This window comes from Rhabdochromatium marinum, assembly GCF_016583795.1.
Classification (GTDB): Bacteria; Pseudomonadota; Gammaproteobacteria; order Chromatiales; family Chromatiaceae; genus Rhabdochromatium; species Rhabdochromatium marinum.
Window position 1 is genome coordinate 17,032 of the sequence record NZ_NRRS01000027.1, and the last position, 20,477, is coordinate 37,508.

Annotated in this window: 17 protein-coding genes; 12 read left to right on the top strand and 5 right to left on the bottom strand. The window is 59.6% G+C overall.

Features of this window, described 5'->3' with window-relative positions; translation table 11 throughout:
• Positions 1–48: 48 nt before the first annotated feature.
• The 6 genes from fabZ (at position 49) to metG (ending at position 6,277) form a co-directional block, all read left to right on the top strand.
• Positions 49–483, top strand: coding sequence for a 3-hydroxyacyl-ACP dehydratase FabZ (fabZ, locus tag CKO36_RS09730; protein ID WP_242469505.1), 435 nt, complete (start codon positions 49–51; stop codon positions 481–483).
• A gap of 3 nt (positions 484–486) precedes the next feature.
• Complete coding sequence (lpxA, locus tag CKO36_RS09735) at positions 487–1,257, top strand: acyl-ACP--UDP-N-acetylglucosamine O-acyltransferase (protein WP_200283861.1); 771 nt, start codon at positions 487–489, stop codon at positions 1,255–1,257.
• 7 nt (positions 1,258–1,264) lie between these two features.
• Positions 1,265–2,443, top strand: a complete 1,179-nt coding sequence (lpxB, locus tag CKO36_RS09740; protein ID WP_200283862.1) for a lipid-A-disaccharide synthase — start codon at positions 1,265–1,267, stop codon at positions 2,441–2,443.
• A gap of 2 nt (positions 2,444–2,445) precedes the next feature.
• Entirely contained in the window at positions 2,446–3,060 is a 615-nt protein-coding gene (locus tag CKO36_RS09745; protein WP_200283863.1) for a ribonuclease HII, read from the top strand.
• A gap of 150 nt (positions 3,061–3,210) precedes the next feature.
• A complete protein-coding gene (gene zapD / locus CKO36_RS09750) occupies positions 3,211–3,969 on the top strand; it encodes a cell division protein ZapD (protein WP_200283864.1) in 759 nt (252 codons plus the stop codon).
• A gap of 256 nt (positions 3,970–4,225) precedes the next feature.
• On the top strand, positions 4,226–6,277 hold the full coding sequence (gene metG, locus CKO36_RS09755; RefSeq protein ID WP_200283865.1) for a methionine--tRNA ligase: 2,052 nt from the start codon (positions 4,226–4,228) through the stop codon (positions 6,275–6,277).
• A 14-nt stretch (positions 6,278–6,291) separates the two neighbouring features.
• Here the strand turns inward: metG and CKO36_RS09760 are convergent, their stop codons facing one another.
• Positions 6,292–6,738: a hypothetical protein gene (locus CKO36_RS09760; RefSeq protein WP_200283866.1), complete on the bottom strand. Its 447-nt coding sequence runs from the start codon at positions 6,736–6,738 to the stop codon at positions 6,292–6,294.
• 464 nt (positions 6,739–7,202) lie between these two features.
• On the opposite strand from CKO36_RS09760, the gene CKO36_RS09765 reads away from it, so the two are divergent.
• Positions 7,203–9,113, top strand: a complete 1,911-nt coding sequence (locus CKO36_RS09765) for a methyl-accepting chemotaxis protein (RefSeq protein ID WP_200283867.1) — start codon at positions 7,203–7,205, stop codon at positions 9,111–9,113.
• Between the two features lie 41 nt (positions 9,114–9,154).
• Here the strand turns inward: CKO36_RS09765 and CKO36_RS09770 are convergent, their stop codons facing one another.
• Together CKO36_RS09770 and CKO36_RS09775 are read right to left on the bottom strand one after the other, a co-directional pair.
• On the bottom strand, positions 9,155–10,183 hold the full coding sequence (locus CKO36_RS09770) for a WD40 repeat domain-containing protein (RefSeq protein ID WP_200283868.1): 1,029 nt from the start codon (positions 10,181–10,183) through the stop codon (positions 9,155–9,157).
• A gap of 88 nt (positions 10,184–10,271) precedes the next feature.
• Positions 10,272–12,095, bottom strand: a complete 1,824-nt coding sequence (locus CKO36_RS09775) for an ABC transporter transmembrane domain-containing protein (protein ID WP_200283869.1) — start codon at positions 12,093–12,095, stop codon at positions 10,272–10,274.
• 101 nt (positions 12,096–12,196) lie between these two features.
• Here CKO36_RS09775 and CKO36_RS09780 point away from each other — a divergent pair, with 101 nt between their 5' ends.
• The 5 genes from CKO36_RS09780 (at position 12,197) to gmd (ending at position 18,447) form a co-directional block, all read left to right on the top strand.
• Complete coding sequence (locus CKO36_RS09780; RefSeq protein WP_200283870.1) at positions 12,197–13,759, top strand: bifunctional GNAT family N-acetyltransferase/carbon-nitrogen hydrolase family protein; 1,563 nt, start codon at positions 12,197–12,199, stop codon at positions 13,757–13,759.
• The gene (gene fcl / locus CKO36_RS09785) at positions 13,756–14,715 is read left to right on the top strand and encodes a GDP-L-fucose synthase (protein ID WP_420826324.1); all 960 of its coding nucleotides are present in this window, start codon (positions 13,756–13,758) and stop codon (positions 14,713–14,715) included. The genes CKO36_RS09780 and fcl overlap by 4 nt, the downstream gene beginning before the upstream one ends.
• A gap of 70 nt (positions 14,716–14,785) precedes the next feature.
• Complete coding sequence (locus CKO36_RS09790; RefSeq protein WP_242469508.1) at positions 14,786–16,504, top strand: Eco57I restriction-modification methylase domain-containing protein; 1,719 nt, start codon at positions 14,786–14,788, stop codon at positions 16,502–16,504.
• Positions 16,505–17,245, top strand: a complete 741-nt coding sequence (locus CKO36_RS09795; protein ID WP_200283873.1) for a PaeR7I family type II restriction endonuclease — start codon at positions 16,505–16,507, stop codon at positions 17,243–17,245.
• Between the two features lie 116 nt (positions 17,246–17,361).
• Positions 17,362–18,447 carry a GDP-mannose 4,6-dehydratase gene (gene gmd, locus CKO36_RS09800; protein WP_200283874.1) on the top strand — a complete coding sequence of 362 codons (1,086 nt, stop codon included), beginning with the start codon at positions 17,362–17,364 and terminating at the stop codon, positions 18,445–18,447.
• Between the two features lie 6 nt (positions 18,448–18,453).
• Here gmd and hslU read toward each other — a convergent pair whose 3' ends face one another.
• Positions 18,454–19,788 (bottom strand): ATP-dependent protease ATPase subunit HslU, encoded by a 1,335-nt coding sequence (gene hslU / locus CKO36_RS09805; protein ID WP_200283875.1) that lies wholly within the window; start codon positions 19,786–19,788, stop codon positions 18,454–18,456.
• Between the two features lie 54 nt (positions 19,789–19,842).
• A complete protein-coding gene (gene hslV / locus CKO36_RS09810; RefSeq protein WP_200283876.1) occupies positions 19,843–20,391 on the bottom strand; it encodes an ATP-dependent protease subunit HslV in 549 nt (182 codons plus the stop codon).
• Between the last annotated feature and the right edge of the window lie 86 nt (positions 20,392–20,477).

Sequence of the window (20,477 nt, forward strand, 5' to 3'; positions counted from 1 at the left end):
GACCGGTCACGACTCTGCAGTTGGTTCTTGGAGGGTACTTTGCTAACCATGGATATTCATAAGGTGATGAGCTTTTTGCCGCACCGTTATCCCTTTTTGTTGGTTGACCGGGTGGTGGAATTCGAGCCGGACCAACGCTTGGTGGCGTATAAGAACGTCACCTACAATGAGCCGTTTTTCACCGGTCATTTTCCAGCGCGCCCGGTGATGCCCGGGGTTCTGATTGTCGAGGCCATGGCGCAGGCCACTGGTCTGCTCGCCATGGCCTCGCGCCCGGATGAGGTCAGCGAGCGTTCGCTGTACTACTTTGTCGGCATCGACAAGGCGCGCTTCAAGCGACCGGTGGAGCCGGGTGATCAGCTGTTTATGGAAGTCGCCTTGAAACAGGTGCGGCGCGGAATCTGGAAATTCGACGGTTCAGCCCGGGTTGATGAGCATACGGTCGCGACTGCCGAGATCATGTGCACGGCGCGGGATTTTTGATCCTTGATTCACCCAAGCGCGGTTATTGATGCCGACGCTGATCTGCATCCGCAGGTTGAGGTCGGCCCCTTTGCCGTGATTGGCGCGGGCGTTCGTATCGGCCGTGGTTGTCGCATTGGTTCGCATGCGGTGATCAAGGGCCCGACCCGGATGGGTGAAGACAACCAGGTTTTTCAGTTTGCGGTGGTCGGTGAAGCTCCGCAGGATATGAAATTCGCCGGTGAGCCCACCGAACTGGTCATCGGCGAGCGCAATGTGATTCGGGAATTTGCCACCCTGCATCGCGGCACCGTCCAGGATCAGGGCGTCACCCGCATCGGCAACGACAATCTGCTGATGGCCTACACTCATGTGGCCCATGATTGTCGCATTGGCGATCACGTTATCATGGCCAACGCGGCCTCCCTCGGTGGACATATTCAGATCGATGACTGGGCCATCCTGGGTGGTTTCACCATCGTCCATCAGTTCTGCCGCATTGGCGCACACTGTTTTACCTCTTTGGGTTCAGTGGTCACCAAGGATATTCCACCCTTTGTCACGGTTAGCGGCCATCCGGCGCGCGCGCGGGGCGTGAATGTCGAAGGGTTGCGTCGCCGCCAGTTCGATACCGAGCGCATTCGCCACATTCGTCAGGGCTATCGTCTGCTGTACCGTTCTGGGCTGTTGATTGATGAGGCCATCGCGCGCCTGCGTGAACTCGGCACCGAAGCGCCCGATGTGGCGTTGATGGCAGAGTTTGTGGCTTCGCGGGCGCGCAGCCTGCTGCGTTAATGACCCCATGATCACCATTGTCGTGATTGCCAATGAGGCTTCGGGCGATCAGCTCGGTGCGCTGCTGGTGCGGGCGCTGCGTGAGCGCTGCGCGCATGTGCGCTTTGTCGGAGTGGCTGGCCCCCGAATGCTCGCTGAGGGCTGTGAAACCTGGCTGGCGATGGAGCAGCTCTCAGTGATGGGCTTCGCCGAAGTGCTGAAGGAATTGCCACGCCTGTTGCGTCTGCGCCGGGCGCTGCGTGCGCGCCTGCTGGCGACACGCCCGGATCTGTTTCTCGGCATTGATGCGCCGGACTTCAACCTGGGGCTGGAGCGGGACATACGCGCGGCGGGCATTCCCACTGCTCATCTGGTATGTCCAACGGTCTGGGCCTGGCGACCCGGGCGGGTCAAGGCTATCCGCCGTGCCGTTGATCTGATGCTCAGCATCTTCCCCTTCGAGGAAGCCTTTTTGCAGCGGCACCAGGTACCGGCGCGTTACATTGGCCATCCACTGGCTGATGATATCCCGTTGAATATCAATCAAGCGCAAGCCCGGCAAGCCATTGGCGTGCCTGCCACGGCACCCCTGATTGCGCTGCTGCCCGGCAGTCGGGTGAGCGAAGTCGAACGGCTGGCGGAGCCCTTTATCGAGACCCTGTGTCGCTGTCAACGCGAGCGCCCTGTTCTGCGCTTTGTGGTGCCGCTGATTTCGCCTCGTATTCGGGCAATCTTTGAGGCCACCCTGCAATCGCTCGCAGCCGATATCCGGCCAGCACCGCTGTTGCTTGACGGGCGCAGCCGCGAGGCCATGGCCGCTGCCGATGTGGTGTTAACCGCCTCTGGCACCGCGACGCTTGAGGCGCTGCTGTTGAAACGTCCGATGCTGGTCGGTTATCGGGTCAATCCGCTCACCTGGGCACTGATTAAGGGTTTACGCTTGGTGAAGGTGCCCTATGCCGCCATGGCCAATCTGCTGGTGGGCCGCGAATTGGCCCCTGAGTTCTTGCAAGCGCACTGTCGCGCGGAAGAACTGGCTCCCGCGCTGCTACGGCTGCTGGATGACCAGCAGCAAAGACGCGACATTCAGGCCGTCTATCAACAGGTGCATGAGCAACTGCGTCAGGGCGCTGCGGCGCGTGCCGCCGAAGCCTTGCTGACGTTGCTCGATCAGCGTTCGACGCACTCGCAACCGTCTGAGCTTTGAGGATGACCGCCAAAGAATCGCAGATTTGGCGCATTGCCGGTGTTGACGAAGCCGGTCGCGGACCGCTAGCCGGGCCGGTGTTTGCCGCCGCAGTGATTCTATCCCCGCACCAGCCCATCCCCGAGGGCTTGGCGGATTCCAAAAAACTCAGCCCTCTCCAGCGCGAGCGTCTCGATGAACAGATTCGTGCGCAAGCGCTTGGCTATGCTGTTGCCCTGGTGAGCGCGGCGGAAATTGATCGCGACAACATTCTCATAGCCAGTCTGAATGCCATGCGCGCGGCATTGCATGCCCTGACACCGGCGCCGGATCGAGCGCTGATCGATGGCAACCGCTGCCCGCCGGATCTGCGCTGCCCGGCTGAGGCTATTGTACGCGGCGATGCCAGCGAACCGGCTATCAGCGCGGCCTCCATTCTTGCCAAAGTGGCACGGGATCGGCTGATGCTGGAGCTGGATCTGCGTTACCCTGGTTATGGCTTTGCGCGCCACAAGGGTTATCCGACCCGGGTACATCTGGAAGCCCTGCAACGCCTGGGTCCCTGTCCCGAGCACCGAATGAGTTTTCGCCCGGTACGGGAGTGGCTTGATGTCAGGCGCTCAGTTGTTACAGGATAAAGAGTAAAGTAGACATTTCAGGGGATCGACTGCGGAAGCAAAGATCCACCAGCCTAAATTTTAATCTTGACTTAAGTATACTGACCCCTACCAGATTTTCTCTATTGGTCTGGCTCACTGACGACTGCCGAGGACCCCCCAGTGTCGAACATGACGCTATTTGAGCACCCATTAAACGAGCGCATTCGCACCTTTTTGCGCCTTGAGCATCTGTTCGAAAAATTCGACCATTTTCGCGCCGACGAATCGGTCTGGAGCACTCGAGCGGCGCTGGAAAGCCTGCTCGATATTCTCGCGATCACCTCGCGTTCCGACATCAAGGGTGAGCTTGTCAAGGAACTCGACCGCAATGCCACAGCGCTCGGGCGCGTTCGCCATCAGCCCGGTGTTGATCCCGCTATGCTGGATGATGTGCTGAGCCGGATTGGCCAATCACAGCGCAGTATGCTCGGGCTTACCGGACAGATTGGCGCCACAGCGCGTGATGATGGCTTTATGAAAGCCATTGCACAACGCAGCAGCATTCCCGGCGGTGCGTGCAGCTTCGACTTGCCGCATTACCATCATCTGCTGACTCAGCCCTCCGAGGCACGCATCGCGCGGCTCGCGCATTGGAGTACTGAACTCGAACCCGCCAAACATGCGATTGATCTTACATTATCGCTGATACGCTCCAGCAACAGTCCCCGCTCGGCCACGGCACGCCAGGGCTTTTTTCAGGAAACGCTCGACTCAGGCGCACCCACCCAGCTCATCCGCGTCGCGCTCGATATCAAGCTAAATTGTTTTCCCGAAATCAGCGGTCACCGCAACCGCTACAGTATCCGTTTTCTGACTGCTGAGAACGGTGATCGTCCCACACAAACGCTGCAAGACATCCCTTTTGAGCTTACCTGCTGCATTTTCTGAGCTTTTTCTCTGATACAACATCCTCTGTTGTATCACTGCGCGATAACCTCTGGACGCTCTAAACGTCGCCATCGGTGAGCGGATATACCTTGGTAATCAACGCCCGGCGAGGGCACCAGGGTCGCATTTGTCGCCAGTGCGCCGGCTGCCCGATAATGCATGCACTATAACCGCGCCCGCCGCCGCGCTCCAGTCACAGCGCCCAGCGCCCGGGCCGTCCCCATCACTTGCCAAGCCAAGCCAGCCACGGAGCATCATGAACCAGGTACGCGACATCCTGATTACCAGCGCCTTGCCCTATGCCAATGGGCCCATTCATATCGGCCATCTGGTCGAGTACATTCAGACCGACATCTGGGCGCGTTTCCAGAAGATGCGCGGCCATCGCTGCTGGTACGTCTGCGCTGACGATGCTCATGGCACCCCCATTATGCTCAGAGCGCGTGCCGAAGGCATCTCCCCAGAGTCACTGATTGAGCGCGTAGCCGCCGAGCATCAAGCCGACTTCGCCGCGTTTTGCATTGGCTTCGACCAGTATCACTCCACCCACTCGCCCGAAAACCGCCACTTTGCCGAGCTGATCTATACCCGCAACTGTGATCAGGGCCATGTTGCGCAGCGCGAGATTGAGCAGGCCTATGACCCTCGCGAGCAGATGTTCCTGCCCGACCGCTTCATCAAGGGCGAATGTCCCAAGTGCGGTGCGGCCGATCAGTATGGCGACAATTGCGAAGCCTGCGGCGCCAGCTACTCCCCAGCCGAACTCAAGAACCCGCGCTCGGCGGTTTCGGGTGCAGTGCCCGAGATGCGCCGCTCAGAGCACTATTTCTTCAAGCTCGCCGATTTCGAGGGCATGCTGCGCGACTGGACGCGCGGCGGTGGACTCCAGACCCAGGTCGCCAACAAGCTCGATGAATGGTTCAATGCCGGCCTGCAGGAATGGGACATTTCGCGCGATGCACCCTATTTCGGTTTTGAGATTCCCGGGGCGCCGGGCAAGTTCTTTTATGTCTGGCTCGATGCCCCCATCGGCTACATGGCGAGTTTTCAGCATCTGTGTGAGCGCACCCCCGGACTGGAGTTTGATCGCTATTGGGGTGCCGATTCCACCGCCGAGGTCTACCACTTCATCGGCAAGGATATTATTTATTTCCACGCTTTGTTTTGGCCGGCCATGCTGCATGGGGCCGGTTTCCGGACGCCCAGCGCCATTTTTGCCCACGGATTCCTGACCGTTGATGGTCAGAAGATGTCCAAGTCGCGCGGCACTTTCATCCGGGCGCGCACCTATCTGGAACATCTCAATCCGGAGTATCTGCGCTATTACTTCGCCGCCAAACTGGGTGCTGGCGTGGATGACATTGATCTCAGCTTGGAGGATTTTCAGGCCAAGGTCAATGCGGATCTGGTAGGCAAAATCGTCAACATTGCCAGTCGCACCGCTTCGTTTATCCACAAGCGCTTCGCCGGTCAGCTGGCTGCGAATCTGCCGGAGCCGGAATTGTTTGCTGAATTTGTCGCCGCCGGGGAAACTTTGGCCGCAGCCTACGACCAGCGCGAGTTTGCCCGCGCCATGCGCGAAATCATGGCGCTGGCTGACCGCGCTAATCAGTACATCGACGAACAGGCCCCCTGGGTGATGGCGAAAGACCCCGGTCGCGAGGCGGAGCTGCACGGCGTCTGCACGCAGGGCTTGAATCTGTTTCGACTGTTGATCGGCTGGCTGCGCCCGGTGTTGCCGGCCACTACAGCGGCGGCCGAGGATTTTTTGCGCATTGAGCCGCTCACCTGGCAAGCGCTGTCCCAGCCGTTGCTCAACCACCAAGTGGCCAAGTTTAAACCGCTGATGACGCGCATTGAGCGCAGTCAGATTGAGGCCATGCTTGAAGCCTCAAAAGCGGATCTGACCAGCCCGACGGCCGCCACGACTCCTGATCCTGATCAGAACCCTGCCGCGCCCACCCTGGACCCACCGCTGGGCGCAACCATCGACTATGACAGCTTTGCACAAGTGGATCTGCGTATTGCCCGCATTGTTGAGGCCAGCCTGGTTGAAGGCGCCGATAAGCTGCTGCGTCTGCGCCTCGACCTGGGTGGCGAGGAGCGGCAGGTTCTGGCCGGCATTCGCAGCGCCTACGCGCCCGAATCCCTGACCGGACGGCTCACGGTGATGGTCGCCAATCTGGCTCCCCGCACTATGCGCTTTGGCGTCTCTGAAGGCATGGTGCTGGCCGCCGGCCCAGGCGGACAGGAACTCTTCCTGCTGGCGCCCGATAGTGGCGCCACACCTGGCATGAAGGTCAAATAGGCCACTGCAACCGTTCAGGGCGACGAACTGGCCGACCCACTCCCATCGCCGGAGTCGGTCGTGCCGGGCTTCTTGCGCGGTCGCCTGGGAGGCTTGCGGCGGGCCGGGCTGCCAGGCGCCGCAGTGGCGTCTGCATCCTTGGCACGCGCTGCCGTGGATTGATTGCCATTGGCACGCTTGCCAGACGCTCGGTTCGCGTTCTGACGGGTCGCCTTTTGCTTGGCACTGGTTTGGCGGTTGCCATCCGGACGGTTGGCGCTGGACCTGGAGGAACGTGCGCGCGCGGGTTCGCCCTCGCGGCGTCCCGTCGCGGCAGACACCGGTGCCAGGCGATTGACAGGTGCGAACATGATCTCAAGCTCATTGAGCTCGTCCCATTGCTCGTCGGTCCTGTCGTTGTCCGGAATGGCCCTAAGCGCACGCAAACGGCGGCGCGAGGAGGTCGTTTGGCTTTCACTCATGGAGCGATGGCATCAGCCGGGGCTGATCTCTCAACTGTTCCGTTCAGTCGGTTAGTACAGTTCGTTGCAACTGTATGGAATCACCGCAGTATCAAGTCGCATGAATCGGCGCCGGGCAGCTAGCAGCTAGCTCTTCACAGGCGGGTCATCAGACGGCTGCATAGGGATGCAGCCGTCGCGACATGCGGTGGGTCGGGGGAGCGGCCTTGGCTCCGCTCCCTTAACCATAGCAAAGCTCGCGACTTTGCGCAGGCGGAAATATCATTTTCGACCCAGACCGCAGCATCAGGGTTGCCTGGATCGGCCTTCGAGTGCACAGCAGCGCGTCTGGTCTGGTACTGAATATAACCTCGAAAAAAAATAAAGACTCCTGCTGAATAGTCTGAAAAATAAGCTATAATTTTTACAGAGATTCAAGTTCCCGGCAACTGTGCCCTGTTTTGGCGCCGGAGATCAAGCTTAATATGTGGAAAAATCTCAAAATTAGCTGGCGCATTCTGCTCGGTTCGGTTTTTATTCTCATCCTCACCGTTGGCGTGATGCTGCCGCTGCAACGCATGCAGCTCGACCATCTATCGCAACAGCAGGAGGTGCAGTACGGCCAGAATTTGTTTGCAACTTTCCGCGCCGCTTTGCACGATCAGGGGAAGCTCGCCCTGGCGCTCAGTGCCGCGCAGGCCGAAATGCCGGAGATTCAGCGCGCCTTTGCCCTGGAAGATCGCCAGCGCCTGCTGGAGCTGACCCTGCCGGTGTTCAAGCATCTGCGCGAGCATAATGATGTGCGCCAATTTCAATTCCTCACCGCGCCGGCGACTTCCTTTTTGCGCGTGCACATGCCCGCCAAACATGGCGATGATCTGTCAGGCATGCGCGGAACCGTGGTCGAAGCCAATCGCACTGGCCAACCCGTGATGGGACTGGAGCGAGGCGTGGCCGGTCTTGGTATTCGTGGCGTGCAGCCGATGTTCTACAAACGCCAACCCATTGGTGTGGTGGAATTTGGCATGTCCTTTGGGCAGGCGTTTTTCGATCACTTTCGCGAAAACTTTGGCGTACCCAGTGCGCTGCATATTCGTGGTGACCGCGGCTTCGAGACCTTTGCCGGCACCATCGACGGCGACACCCTGTTATCCAGGGACGAGCTGCGCGCAGCGCTGAATGGTGAAACCATCACGCGCCGCACCCGGGTCGATAAGCAACCGGTGCTGGTGTTTGCCCGCGCCATTGAGGACTATTCCGGTCAGCCGATTGGCGTTGTCGAGTTGCTCATCGACCGCACCAAGACCCAGGCCGCCCTCGGCGCGGCGCTTTTCAGCCAGATCGCTATCAGCGTCATCATGTTGATGTTGGGACTGGCGATTGCCTGGTGGATCGCGGGTAACATCTCCACGCCCATCCGCACTACGGCGAATCGCATGCATGAAATCGCGGCTGGCGACGGTGATCTGACTCTGAGACTGAAGGTCGATGGGCGCAACGAACTGGCCGATTTGGCCCAGGCCTTTAATGTTTTCACCGAAAAGGTGCATCAACTGGTGCGCGATATTGCCGGCTCCGCCACTCAGCTCAGTGCGGCGGCTGAGGAACTGTCGCTCACCAGCGCCGAGACCGCGCACCACGTCAGTCGCCAGCAGGACGAGATCGACCAGGTGGCGACCGCCGTTAACCAGATGACGGCCACCGTGGAAGAAGTCGCCCGCCATGCTGCTGAAGCGGCTCGCTCCACTCAGGAAACCGACAGGGAAACCCATGCCGGTACTGAGGTGATGGGCAAAACCATTGAGGCCATCGAGGCGGTGGCCAGTGAGGTCGAAAGCGCCAGTGCCATCATCACCCGCTTGTCAGATGACAGTGTCGAGATCGGCGCTGTGCTGGATGTGATTCACGGCATTGCCGAACAGACCAATCTGCTCGCACTCAATGCCGCCATTGAGGCCGCGCGTGCTGGTGAACAGGGACGCGGCTTTGCAGTGGTAGCCGATGAGGTGCGCACCCTGGCCAGCCGGACTCAGGTCTCGACACAGGACATTCAGGACAAGATTGCCCGGGTGCAGAATGGTTCCAGCAACGCCGTTGCAGCCATGGGGCAGGGCCAGAGTCGCGCCAGCGATGCGGTGGAGCAGGCTAAGCAAGGCGGAGAGTCCCTGCAAATCATCAACCGTGCGGTCTCAAGCATTACCGATATGAATCATCAGATCGCCAGCGCCGCCGAGGAACAAACGGCAGTGGCCGAGGAGATCAACCGCAATATTCACAGCATCTCCGAAGCGGTCGATCAGTCCTGCTCCGGGACCTCCCAGATCAGCAGCGCCAGTGGCGATCTGGCCAGGCTGGCGGTCCGACTTCAGCAGTTGGTGAGCCAGTTCCGGATCTAAGACCGCCACGAGTGGCTGCGGCAACCGCAGCCGCTGGAGTCTCACTGACTGGCCTGCTGGGCAAGCACATAGGCCAGCCCATTGCTGCCAACGGCGAAGTATGCGCCGTTGCTTGCATAAGCGAGCGCGATCAGCTTAACCGCCGAGGGACTGATCCAGCTGCGGCGCCCCAGGGTCCAGCGGCTCAGTATCTTGCCCGGGCCAGGCGTGGCATCTAGCGACCAGCGTTTGACCTGACCGGTCACACTACCGGTCAGGAGTTCATCTTCTTCCGGTGAGAAACGCGCGCTGCTGTAACTTATCCCGCGCCCGATCCATTTGTAGTAAGGGTTTAGCTCAAAGACCAGTTCGCCGGTGCCGGTATCCCAAACGGCTGCGCGCGCGCTTTGCGCGGCGGCAAAGGCATAGCGCCCGCTGGAGGACAGCGCTGCGGTCATACCGTTATTGCCCAGTTCCCAGCGCCGCAGCTCCTTGGCGGCCGACAGATCCCAGAGTCGCGCCAGATCATCATCCGCCACTGTCAGTCCGAACCGGCCGTCGATGGAAATAGCCACATCGTTGATTTCGTCATCATGCGGCAGCCGGTGTTCAATGCCGCCGCGACGCAGATCAAACACCAGCGCCTCATTGTTGGTAGTGCCGATCAGCAAGCGCCGCGCCGCATCTGCCAGCGCCACTGAACTGACCTCATGGGGCAGAATCCAGCTTCGCATGGCCTGGCCAGTGCGGGCATTCCACAACATCATGACGGGTATCGGGTCCACCGTGATCGCGTAGCTGCCATCTCCGGCCAGGGCGACGGCCACGAACGTGCTGGGTTCGTCATCACGATAGTTTAAGTCAAACAGCTGGGAGACACCGGCGGTATCCCACAGGCTGCCTCCCTGATTGATTGTGGCGACCAGCAGAGCGCCGGCGGTACGGCTCAAATCAGCCGCATAGAGTCCCTTCTCGGCCACCGCGTAACTGTGCTGCGCACTGGAATCAAGGCAGCCGCAGAGCAGCAGGGCGCTACTGAGGATGAGAAGCTGAGACCAGCGCAAAGACCGGACGGGATGGGCAGCAGACATGGGCAGCCTCGAAACTCAATCGGGAAGGGACAGGAGCACGCATGTTTCGGCATTCGACGTGAGTCGCACCAGGCTGTCAATAGAAAAATCATCGCCGGGTGCGCGCTTGCTGGGGTTGGGGTGCGGCGCCATCCTGAAACTGCAAAGACGCCAGGCGCGCATAGAGCCCGGCCTCGCGCAGCAGGCTGTCATGCGTGCCGCTGGCGACAATGCGCCCCTGATCCAGCACCAGAATGCGATCAGCATTACGCACGGTGGCCAGCCGATGGGCGATGACCATACTGGTGCGCCCGCGCATCAGATGCTCCAGCGCATCCTGTACCAGACGCTCGCTCTCGGCATCAAGCGCACTGGTGGCCTCATCCAGCAGCAGCAGCGCCGGATTGCGCAAAATGGTGCGAGCAATGGCGATGCGCTGGCGCTCACCGCCGGACAGCCGCACCCCGCGCTCGCCCAGATAGGTGTCAAAGCCCTGCGGCAGGCGCTCCAGGAACCCGTCGGCATGGGCGGCCACAGCGGCCTGGCGCACGTCAGCATCGCTGGCCGAATCGAGTCCATAGCGGATATTTTCCCAGGCGCTGGCGCCAAAAATCACCGGATCCTGCGGCACCAGCGCGATCTGGCTGCGCAACGCAACCGGATCGAGCGCCCGCAGATCCACGCCATCAAAGCGAATCACCCCCGACTGCGGATCGTAAAAGCGCAGCAAGAGCGCAAACAGAGTCGATTTTCCCGCCCCCGAGGGACCGACCAGCGCCACCCGCTCGCCGGGTTCAAGCACCAAGCTCAAGCCATCCGCCGCTGGCGTATCGGGGCGACTCGGATAGCTGAAGCTAATCGCCTCGAAGGTCACCGCACCCCGCACGGGTTGCGTCAGTGGTTGCGGCTGCGCTGGGCAGGTGACCGCCGGTTCCAGGCGGAGCAATTCCATCAGTCGCTCGCTGGCGCCGGCGCCGCGCAGCAACTGCCCGATCAGGTCGCTCAGCGAGCCGACCGAGCCGGCCACCAGCACGGCGTAGAACAGAAAGGCCGACAGATCGCCGCCACTGAGCTGACCCGCCAGCACCTGGCGACCGCCGACCCAGAGCACAGCACCAATGGCACCAAAGGTCAGCAGGGTGGCAATGCCCGACAGCAGCGCGCTGCTCATCGAGCGTTGCATGGCCACTTGAAAGGCGTGCTCGACCTGATCGGCATAGCGGCGGCTGTCGATCGGCTGATGATTGAACGCCTGCACGGTGCGAATGCCATGCACCGCCTCATCGACATAGGCACCGATGTCGGCAACCCGATCCTGGCTGGCGCGCGAGAGTTTGCGCACTCGCGAGCCCAGCAGCCAGCTGGGGCCGATCACCAGGGGCACGCCAAGCAGCACCAGGCCAGTCAGCGCCGGGCTGGTAATGGCGAGCATCAGCACCCCGCCGATCACCAGCAGCGAGGTGCGCAGCGCCATGGCTAGCGTCGAGCCCACCACCACCTGCAAGAGCGCGGTATCGCTGGTCAAACGGCTGATCACCTCGCCGGCGCGCACACTCTCGAAATAGCCGATATCCAGATGCAGCACACGCTCAAACACGGCCTGGCGAATATCCGCCACCACCCGCTCGCCGATCCAGTTGAGCAGATAGCTGCGTGCGACAATGGCGGCGGCGGTCAACACCACCACCGCAAGAAAAAACACCAACGCCTGATTCAGCGCCGCCAGCGAGCCGGTACTCAGCCCAGAATCGACCACGGTGCGAATCACCTGCCCGAAGGTCAGCACTGAGCCGGCCGCGACCAGCAGCGCCAGCAGGGCGCCACCGAGCTGTTTGCCATAAGGCTTGGCAAAGGTCAGCAGCTGCAACAGCGCATGCAGATTGCGCGTGCCGGGCCGATCAGGAGGAGCACTGGAGGAAGTTTGATGATGCATGCGGGAAAGGTCCGTGAAAAACTGTCAAGATAGAGGTTCGCAGCCTGCAAGACTGCCACTGTTCTTTGCCGTTCGCATTCAGCTTTATCAACCCGCATGCTATGACAGACTCGCCAGACACCGCCGCTCAGGTTGTGGTCCGCAACCCCGGACCCGCCGACATCCCCAACATCCGCAAGCTGTTCAGCCGCGCCTATGCCGGCAGTGGCGTCAGCAGCTACAGCGCCAGCATGCTGCGCGGTCAGATCAATAAATTCCCCGAGGGGCAGTTCATCGCTGAATACGAGGGTGCGCTGATCGGCTTCTGCTCCAGCTTTCTGATCAGCGGCGAGATCGCGCTCAAGCCGCACAGCTGGAACTGGATCACCGGCGGCGGCTATGCCGGGCGCCATGATCCGGGTGGCGACTATCTCTACGGGATGGAAGTCTGCGTGGATCCGGACTTTCGCGGCCTGCGCATCGGCCAGCGCCTCTATGATGAGCGCAAAAAGCTGGTGCAGGCTTGGGCGCTGCGCGGCATCATTTACGGCGGTCGCCTGCCCACCCTGGCGGCGGCCATGGAACGCTACGACAGTCCTGAGGCCTATATCGAAGCCATACAGCAGGGCCGCGAAAAAGACCCGGTGCTGACCTTTCAGCTGCGCAATGACTTCGATGTCATTGGCTTGCTGCCGGACTACTGGAACGAGGACCGCCAGTCGCTTGGCTATGGCGTGCATCTGCTGTGGCGCAACCCTCAGGCGCCGGACGAAAAGGAAGAGGCTCGTGCCAAGCCGTTCGGCGGTCGGCTGACCGACACTGTGCGGGTGGCGACCGTGCAGTATCAGCAGCGGCGGGTGAAATCCTTCGAGGAATTTATCGAGCTACTGCGCTATTTCGTCGATGTCACCGCCGATTACCGTTCCGATTTCTGCGTCTTTCCGGAATTGTTCTCCCTGCAACTGCTGTCGATGGAAGATCAGGAACTCTCGCCCTCGGAGGCGATTGACGCTCTGACGCGCTGGACCGACCCGATCAAGACCGCGCTGCGCGATCTGGCGGTGCGCTACAACATCAACATCATTGGCGGCTCGCACCCGACCAAGATGCCCAATGGCCGGGTTGAGAATATCTGCTACGTCTGCCTGCGCGGCGGCGAGGTCTACGAGCAGGCCAAGATTCACCCCACCCCAAACGAAGTTTACTGGTGGAACATCGAAGGTGGCCATGAAGTCTCCACCATCAATACCGACTGCGGCCCCATCGGCGTGCTCATCTGCTACGATGCCGAATTCCCCGAGCTGGCCCGGCATCTCGCCGATCAGGGCGCCAACATCATTTTTGTTCCCTTCTGCACCGACGAGCGCCAGTCCTATCTGCGCGTGCGCTACTGCTGTCAGGCGCGCGCGGTTGAGAACCAGTGCTATGTAGTTATGTCCGGCAACTGCGGCAATCTGCCCAATGTCGCCAACATGGATATACAATACGCCCAGAGTTGTATCCTCACCCCGTGCGATTTTCCCTTCGCACGTGATGGTGTCGCCGCCGACACCACACCCAATGTCGAGACCGTGGCCTTCGCCGATCTGCGGCTGGCCGATCTGCGCGAGGCGCGCTACTCTGGCACGGTACAGAACCTCAAAGACCGGCGGCATGACCTCTACACCCTGGTATGGCGCGAATGAAGATTTTTATTGCTGGGCATCGCGGCATGGTGGGCTCGGCCATCCTGCGGCACTTGGCCAGTCGCCACGAGGCAGCGGACCTGCTCACCCGCAGCCGCACTGAACTCGATCTGCTCGACACCGCTGCGGTGGAGGCTTTTTTTGCCACTCAGCGTCCGCAGCAGGTCTATCTGGCGGCGGCCAAAGTCGGCGGCATCTGGGCCAATAACCATCAACCGGCGGAGTTCATCTATCAGAACTTGATGGTAGAGGCCAACATCATCCACGCCGCCTGGCGCCACGGGGTCGAGCGGCTGTTGTTCCTCGGCAGCTCCTGCATCTACCCGCGCATGGCTCCACAACCCATGCTGGAGAGCGCCCTGTTGACGGGACCGCTGGAACCCACCAACGAGCCCTATGCGGTGGCCAAGATCGCCGGCATCAAGCTGTGCGAATCCTACAACCGCCAGTATGAAACCGACTTTCGCAGCGCCATGCCGACCAACCTGTACGGCCCCGGCGACAACTTCAATTTGCGCGAGAGCCATGTGATTCCGGCACTACTGCGCAAGTTTCATCAGGCCAAGCTTGATCAGGCACCCGAGGTCGAGGTCTGGGGCAGCGGCGCGGCACGGCGCGAATTTCTGCATGTCGATGACATGGCTGCCGCCTGCGTGTATCTGATGGAGCTCCCCTTCGAGCAATATGCGGCCCTGACTGACCCCATGTGCTCGCATGTAAACGTCGGCAGCGGTGAGGATCTGCCCATCCGCGATCTGGCGGCGCTGGTCAAACAGGTCACTGGTTACCCGGGACGGATTCGCTTCGATGCCAGCCAACCCGATGGCCCCCCGCGTAAGCTGCTAGATGTCAGCCGCCTGAACCGTCTCGGCTGGCACGCCCGCATTACGCTCGAAGCGGGATTGACACAAACGTATCAATGGTTTCTCGATAACCAACATCAGCTCAGGGATTAACGCCCAGAGAGGAAAACCATGTTACGCATGAAACACCACGCATGGAAACAGAGGCAGCCCTTTGCAAGCGATGCAATTGACACTTGAACTGCCAAGCGCTGCCTTTATCCCCCGGAATGTCCAGGCGGCCATCAACCAATTGGCATCAAGCACCACAGCGGATTTTTTGGGTGCTGTCTTCACACGCCCTGAAGTCGTTCATTTTATCCTGGACTTGATTGGTTACACCAAGGACCAACCGCTCCATAAACGGCGGCTTTTGGAGCCATCTTTTGGAGGCGGTGATTTCCTGCTGCCCATCATCGAGCGATTGTTGAGCGCATGGCGTGCCGCCAGACCAGGCGGTTCCGCACTTGATGACCTCGGCAATGCCATCCATGCAATCGAACTGCGGCATGACAGCTTCCACGACACGCAGGCGGCCGTGATTGCTTTGCTTGAGCGTGAGGGAATGGCGAGGAAGACCGCAACGACATTGGCTGGCCGATGGCTGTCACAAGGAGATTTCCTGCTTGAACCGCTGGGAGGAGCATTTGATTTCGTGGCGGGCAATCCGCCCTATGTCCGCCAGGAATTGATTCCGGATCTGTTGTTGGCTGAGTATCGCAGTCGTTATCAGACCATTTATGACAGATCGGATCTTTATATCCCCTTTATTGAGAGGTCACTTTCGGTTTTGTCAGAGGCTGGCCGTTTGGGGTTTATCTGTGCAGACCGTTGGATGAAGAACCGTTATGGCGGGCCGCTGCGGAATCTTGTCGCCCAGCGTTTTCACTTAAACATCTATGTCGATATGGTGGATACGCCGGCTTTTCACTCCGAGGTCATTGCTTATCCGGCGATCATTATTATCAGCCGCGAAGGGTCGGGCGTGACGCGTATCGCCCGTCGCCCAGCGATTGAGCAGGAAACATTAACAACTCTTGCAACCTTGCTTCGGGCTAAGCATCTACCGAAAGAAAGTCACTTGGTTTGTGAGGTGGCCCAAGTCACCAATGGCGCCGAACCCTGGCTGCTTGAGTCATCCGATCAGATGGCCCTCATTCGCCGCTTGGAAAAAGACTTTCCCTTGCTGGAAGAGACCGGTTGCAAGGTTGGGATCGGTGTTGCAACCGGTGCGGACCAGGCATTTATTGGCGACTTCGAAACGCTTAATGTCGAGCCAGACCGGAAGCTGCCGCTAGTGACCACCAAAGATATCCTGTCCGGTGAGGTCAAATGGCGCGGCCAAGGGGTCATTAATCCCTTTGCCGAAACGGGTGGACTCGTCGATCTTGATGCCTATCCGCGCTTGCGCGGCTACCTCGAGGCTCGACGGAAGCTGATTGCTGGACGTCATTGCGCGCGCAAAGCTCCGGCCAACTGGTATCGCACCATTGACCGCATTACACCGGCGCTGGCCGCGCGATCAAAGCTCCTGATTCCGGACATCAAAGGTGAGGCGCATATCGTCTTTGAAACGGGCAAACTCTATCCCCACCACAACCTCTATTACGTCACCTCGGATCACTGGGATCTGCGAGCCTTGCAGGCTGTGTTGCTGTCCGCTGTTACGCGCTTGTTCGTGGCAACCTATTCTACGAAAATGCGCGGTGGCTTCCTGCGCTTTCAAGCGCAGTATCTGCGCCGCCTGCGCCTTCCGCGTTGGCAGGATGTGTCTGAGCCTCTGCGTTGCGAGTTGGCCAATGCAGGTATCACGCGAGACATACAAGCCTGTAACCAAGCGGCTTTCAAGCTTTACGATCTAAGCTGTGATGAGCAGTTAATGCTTGGGGGCGATGGAGAATAGATGGCACTCGAGCTCGTCAATTATGAACAGAAGGCGCAGGAGGCTGTGAAGACGTTTTGGGGCAACCGCGACATAGCCAGGCACAGGCAGATTGAATCGGGCAAGGCGGATCAAGGGGAACGCGCGAGTGTCACAGCAGGAAAGAACATGAACGGTTTTGTCGCTTTGATGCTCGATATCATCAAAGCCAACGGGCTGGCCCATGCCGAGATTCATCAAAACAGGGCGATGCTAACTCTGCCCGGTTATTTTCGTCCAACCAAGCTGTGGGATCTCTTGGTGATCTACAAGGGAGAATTGATCGTCGCTATAGAGCTGAAAAGCCATGTCGGTCCATCATTCGGTAACAATTTCAACAATCGAACCGAGGAAGCGATCGGGACGGCCCATGATCTCTGGACAGCTTTCCGCGAAGGAGCTTTTGGTCAACAGGCTCGTCCTTTTGTCGGCTGGCTGATGATGGTTGAGGATGCGCCGGAATCTCGCCGCCCTGTTCGTGACTCGTCGCCGCACTTTCCCGTTTTTAATGCGTTCAAAGGTGCATCATACCTTAAACGCTATGATCTGTTATGCCAGCGACTGGTTCGAGAACAGCTATACACGGCGGCTGTGGTGCTTGCTGCGGCGCGCACGGCTGTTGATAGCGGTAACTACGAGGAGCTATCGCCAACGACCGGTCTTAAAACCTTCGTTACCAGTTTAGCCGGTCAGATTGCGGCACGAGCCGCTTACCTTGAATAAAGCCGCTAACACGCATTGCCCTGGGAGCTTCGGCGAATCAATCGGCTGGCTCTCGATACAGGCCGATCTGCACGATGATCGGCACTTTTCTATGACATAGCATTCAATAACACTTTATGAAAATAGCACTCATTACCGGCATCACCGGCCAGGACGGCGCCTATCTGGCGGAACTTTTGCTGGAGAAAGGCTATATCGTTCACGGTATCAAGCGACGCACTTCGCTGTTCAATACTGATCGCATCGACCATCTGTATCAGGATCCGCATCAGTCTGATCGGCGCTTTGTGCTGCACCATGGCGACATGACCGACAGCTCCAGTCTGATTCGCATCATGCAGCAGGTGCAGCCGGATGAAATCTACAATCTGGCCGCGCAGAGCCACGTTGCCGTCTCTTTTGAGGAACCCGAATACACCGCCGATTCCGACGGTCTTGGCGCCCTGCGCTTGTTAGAAGCCATTCGCATCCTCGGGCTGGAGAAAAAAACCCGCTTCTATCAGGCCTCCACCTCCGAACTCTACGGCCAGGTGCAGGAAGTTCCACAGCGCGAAACCACGCCCTTCTATCCACGTTCACCCTATGCGGTGGCCAAGCTCTACGCCTATTGGATTACGGTCAACTATCGCGAAGCCTATGGCATCTATGCCTGCAATGGCATCCTGTTCAACCATGAAAGCCCCATCCGCGGCGAAACCTTTGTCACCCGCAAAATCACCCGCGGGCTGGCGCGCATTAAGCTCGGCCTGCAGGAACGGATTTACCTGGGCAACATGGATGCGAAACGCGACTGGGGCCATGCGCGTGACTATGTACGCATGCAATGGATGATGTTGCAGCAGCAGGCACCGGAGGATTTCGTCATCGCCACCGGGCAGCAATATTCAGTGCGCGAATTTGTCGAGATCGCCGCACGCGAGATTGGCATCCAGCTGCGCTGGGAAGGCCAGGGAGTCGATGAGAAAGGCTATGACCAGAGCAGCGGCGCCTGCCTGATCGAAGTCGATCCGCGCTATTTCCGTCCCACTGAGGTCGAAACCCTGTTGGGCGATCCCCGCAAGGCAAAGGAAAAACTCGGCTGGGAGCCGGAAATCAGCTTCGAGCAGTTAGTGGCGGAAATGATGCGCGAGGATCTCAAGGAAGCCGAACGCGATGCTCTGTGCCATCGCGAAGGCTATGCCGTGCATCAGCACAACGAGTAACGCCGATCACAGAATGTACTGCGACAAGTCCTCATCGGCAGCCAGTTCACCCAGGTTCTGCTCCACATAGGCGGCGTTGACTTCAATGCTGACGCGATCCAGTTCGGAAGCATTGAAGGACACGTCCTCCAGCAGCCGCTCCATCACGGTCGCCAGGCGGCGCGCGCCGATGTTCTCGGAGCGCTCATTGACCTGCCAGGCGATCTCCGCGATGCGGCGGATGCCGTCCTCGGTGTATTCCAGAGTCACGCCCTCGGTTCCCAGCAGAGCGCGGTACTGATCGGTCAGCGACTCGTTGGGTTCGGTTAGAATGCGGATGAAGTCATCAGTCGTCAGGGCCTGAAGCTCGACCCGAATCGGCAGCCGGCCCTGCAGCTCCGGGATCAGATCGGACGGACGCGCCAGATGGAAGGCACCCGAGGCAATAAACAGGATATGGTCGGTGCGCACCATGCCGTATTTGGTGGACACTGTAGAGCCTTCCACCAGCGGCAGCAGGTCGCGTTGCACGCCCTCGCGTGAGACATCGCCGCCCCCTTGGGTTTCCGCGCGCTTGGTCACCTTGTCGATTTCATCCAGAAACACAATGCCGTTTTGCTCGGCGTTCTGCACCGCACGCAGCTTCATTTCATCTTCATTGACCAGCTTGGCGGCTTCTTCATCCAGCAGTACCTTGCGCGCCTCGCAGATGCGCAGTTTGCGGCGATTGGTGCGATTGGAGCCGAGATTCTGGAACAACCCTTGCAACTGGTTGGTCATTTCTTCCATGCCCGGTGGTGCAACAATCTCCACGCCCATGGGCGAGAGGCTGACCTGCACCTCGATCTCCCGATCATCCAGCTCTCCGGCGCGCAGCTTGGCGCGAAACTTCTCGCGGGTGGCCGAGCCGCTTCCCTTGCTGCGGCTTTCCTGATCAAAATCCGAGGGCGGTGGCAGCAGAGCATCCAGGATGCGCTCCTCAGCGGCGACCTCGGCGTGTTCGCGGTTGCGCTCCATTTCCTGTTCGCGCTCCATTTTAATCGCGATATCCGCAAGGTCGCGCACGATGGATTCAACATCGCGGCCAACATAGCCGACTTCAGTAAACTTGGTCGCTTCCACCTTAAGGAAGGGTGCATTAGCGAGTTTGGCCAGACGGCGTGCGATCTCGGTCTTGCCCACCCCGGTGGGGCCGATCATGAGGATATTTTTGGGCGTGATTTCCGAGCGCATTGGCTCGGCGATCTGGGCGCGGCGCCAGCGGTTGCGCAGCGCAATGGCCACCGCGCGTTTGGCCTGTTGCTGGCCGATGATGTGTTTGTCGAGCTCATCGACGATGCGTTGCGGAGTAATGTCGGACATAGTGCGAGTGCGCTTAAGAATGGATCGGCGGGGTGATAAATTCCTGGTGGTTGGTCAGTCCTCGGCACCGCCGAGTTCTTCAAGCACCAGATTATGATTGGTATAGATGCAGATGTCGGCGGCGATGGACAAGGCACGCTCGACAATGTCCCGCGCGCTCAGTTCGGTATTCTCCAGCAGCGCGCGCGCGGCTGACTGGGCAAAGGCGCCGCCCGAGCCGATGGCCATCAGATCCTGCTCGGGTTCGATGACATCGCCAGTGCCGGAAATAATCAGCGAAGCTTTGGTGTCGGCCACGCACAGCATGGCCTCCAGCCGGCGCAGCATGCGATCGGTGCGCCAGTCTTTGGCCAACTCCACCGCCGAGCGGGTCAAATGACCCTGGTGTTTTTCCAGTTTGCCCTCGAAACGCTCAAACAGCGTGAAAGCATCGGCTGTGGCGCCGGCAAAGCCGGCCAGCACCCGCTCTTTATAGAGGCGCCGCACTTTGCGCGCATTGCCTTTCATCACCATCTGTCCGAGCGAAACCTGGCCATCGCCGCCGATCACGACCTGCCCGTTGCGGCGAACCGATAAAATAGTGGTGCCCTGAAGCTGTTGCATAGTGATCGCGTCCCTTAATGATTCGAGCCACCCTGATGTCGAGCATTTTTCATGCTGTTAGGATGGCCGCAGACCAGTTAAAGGTC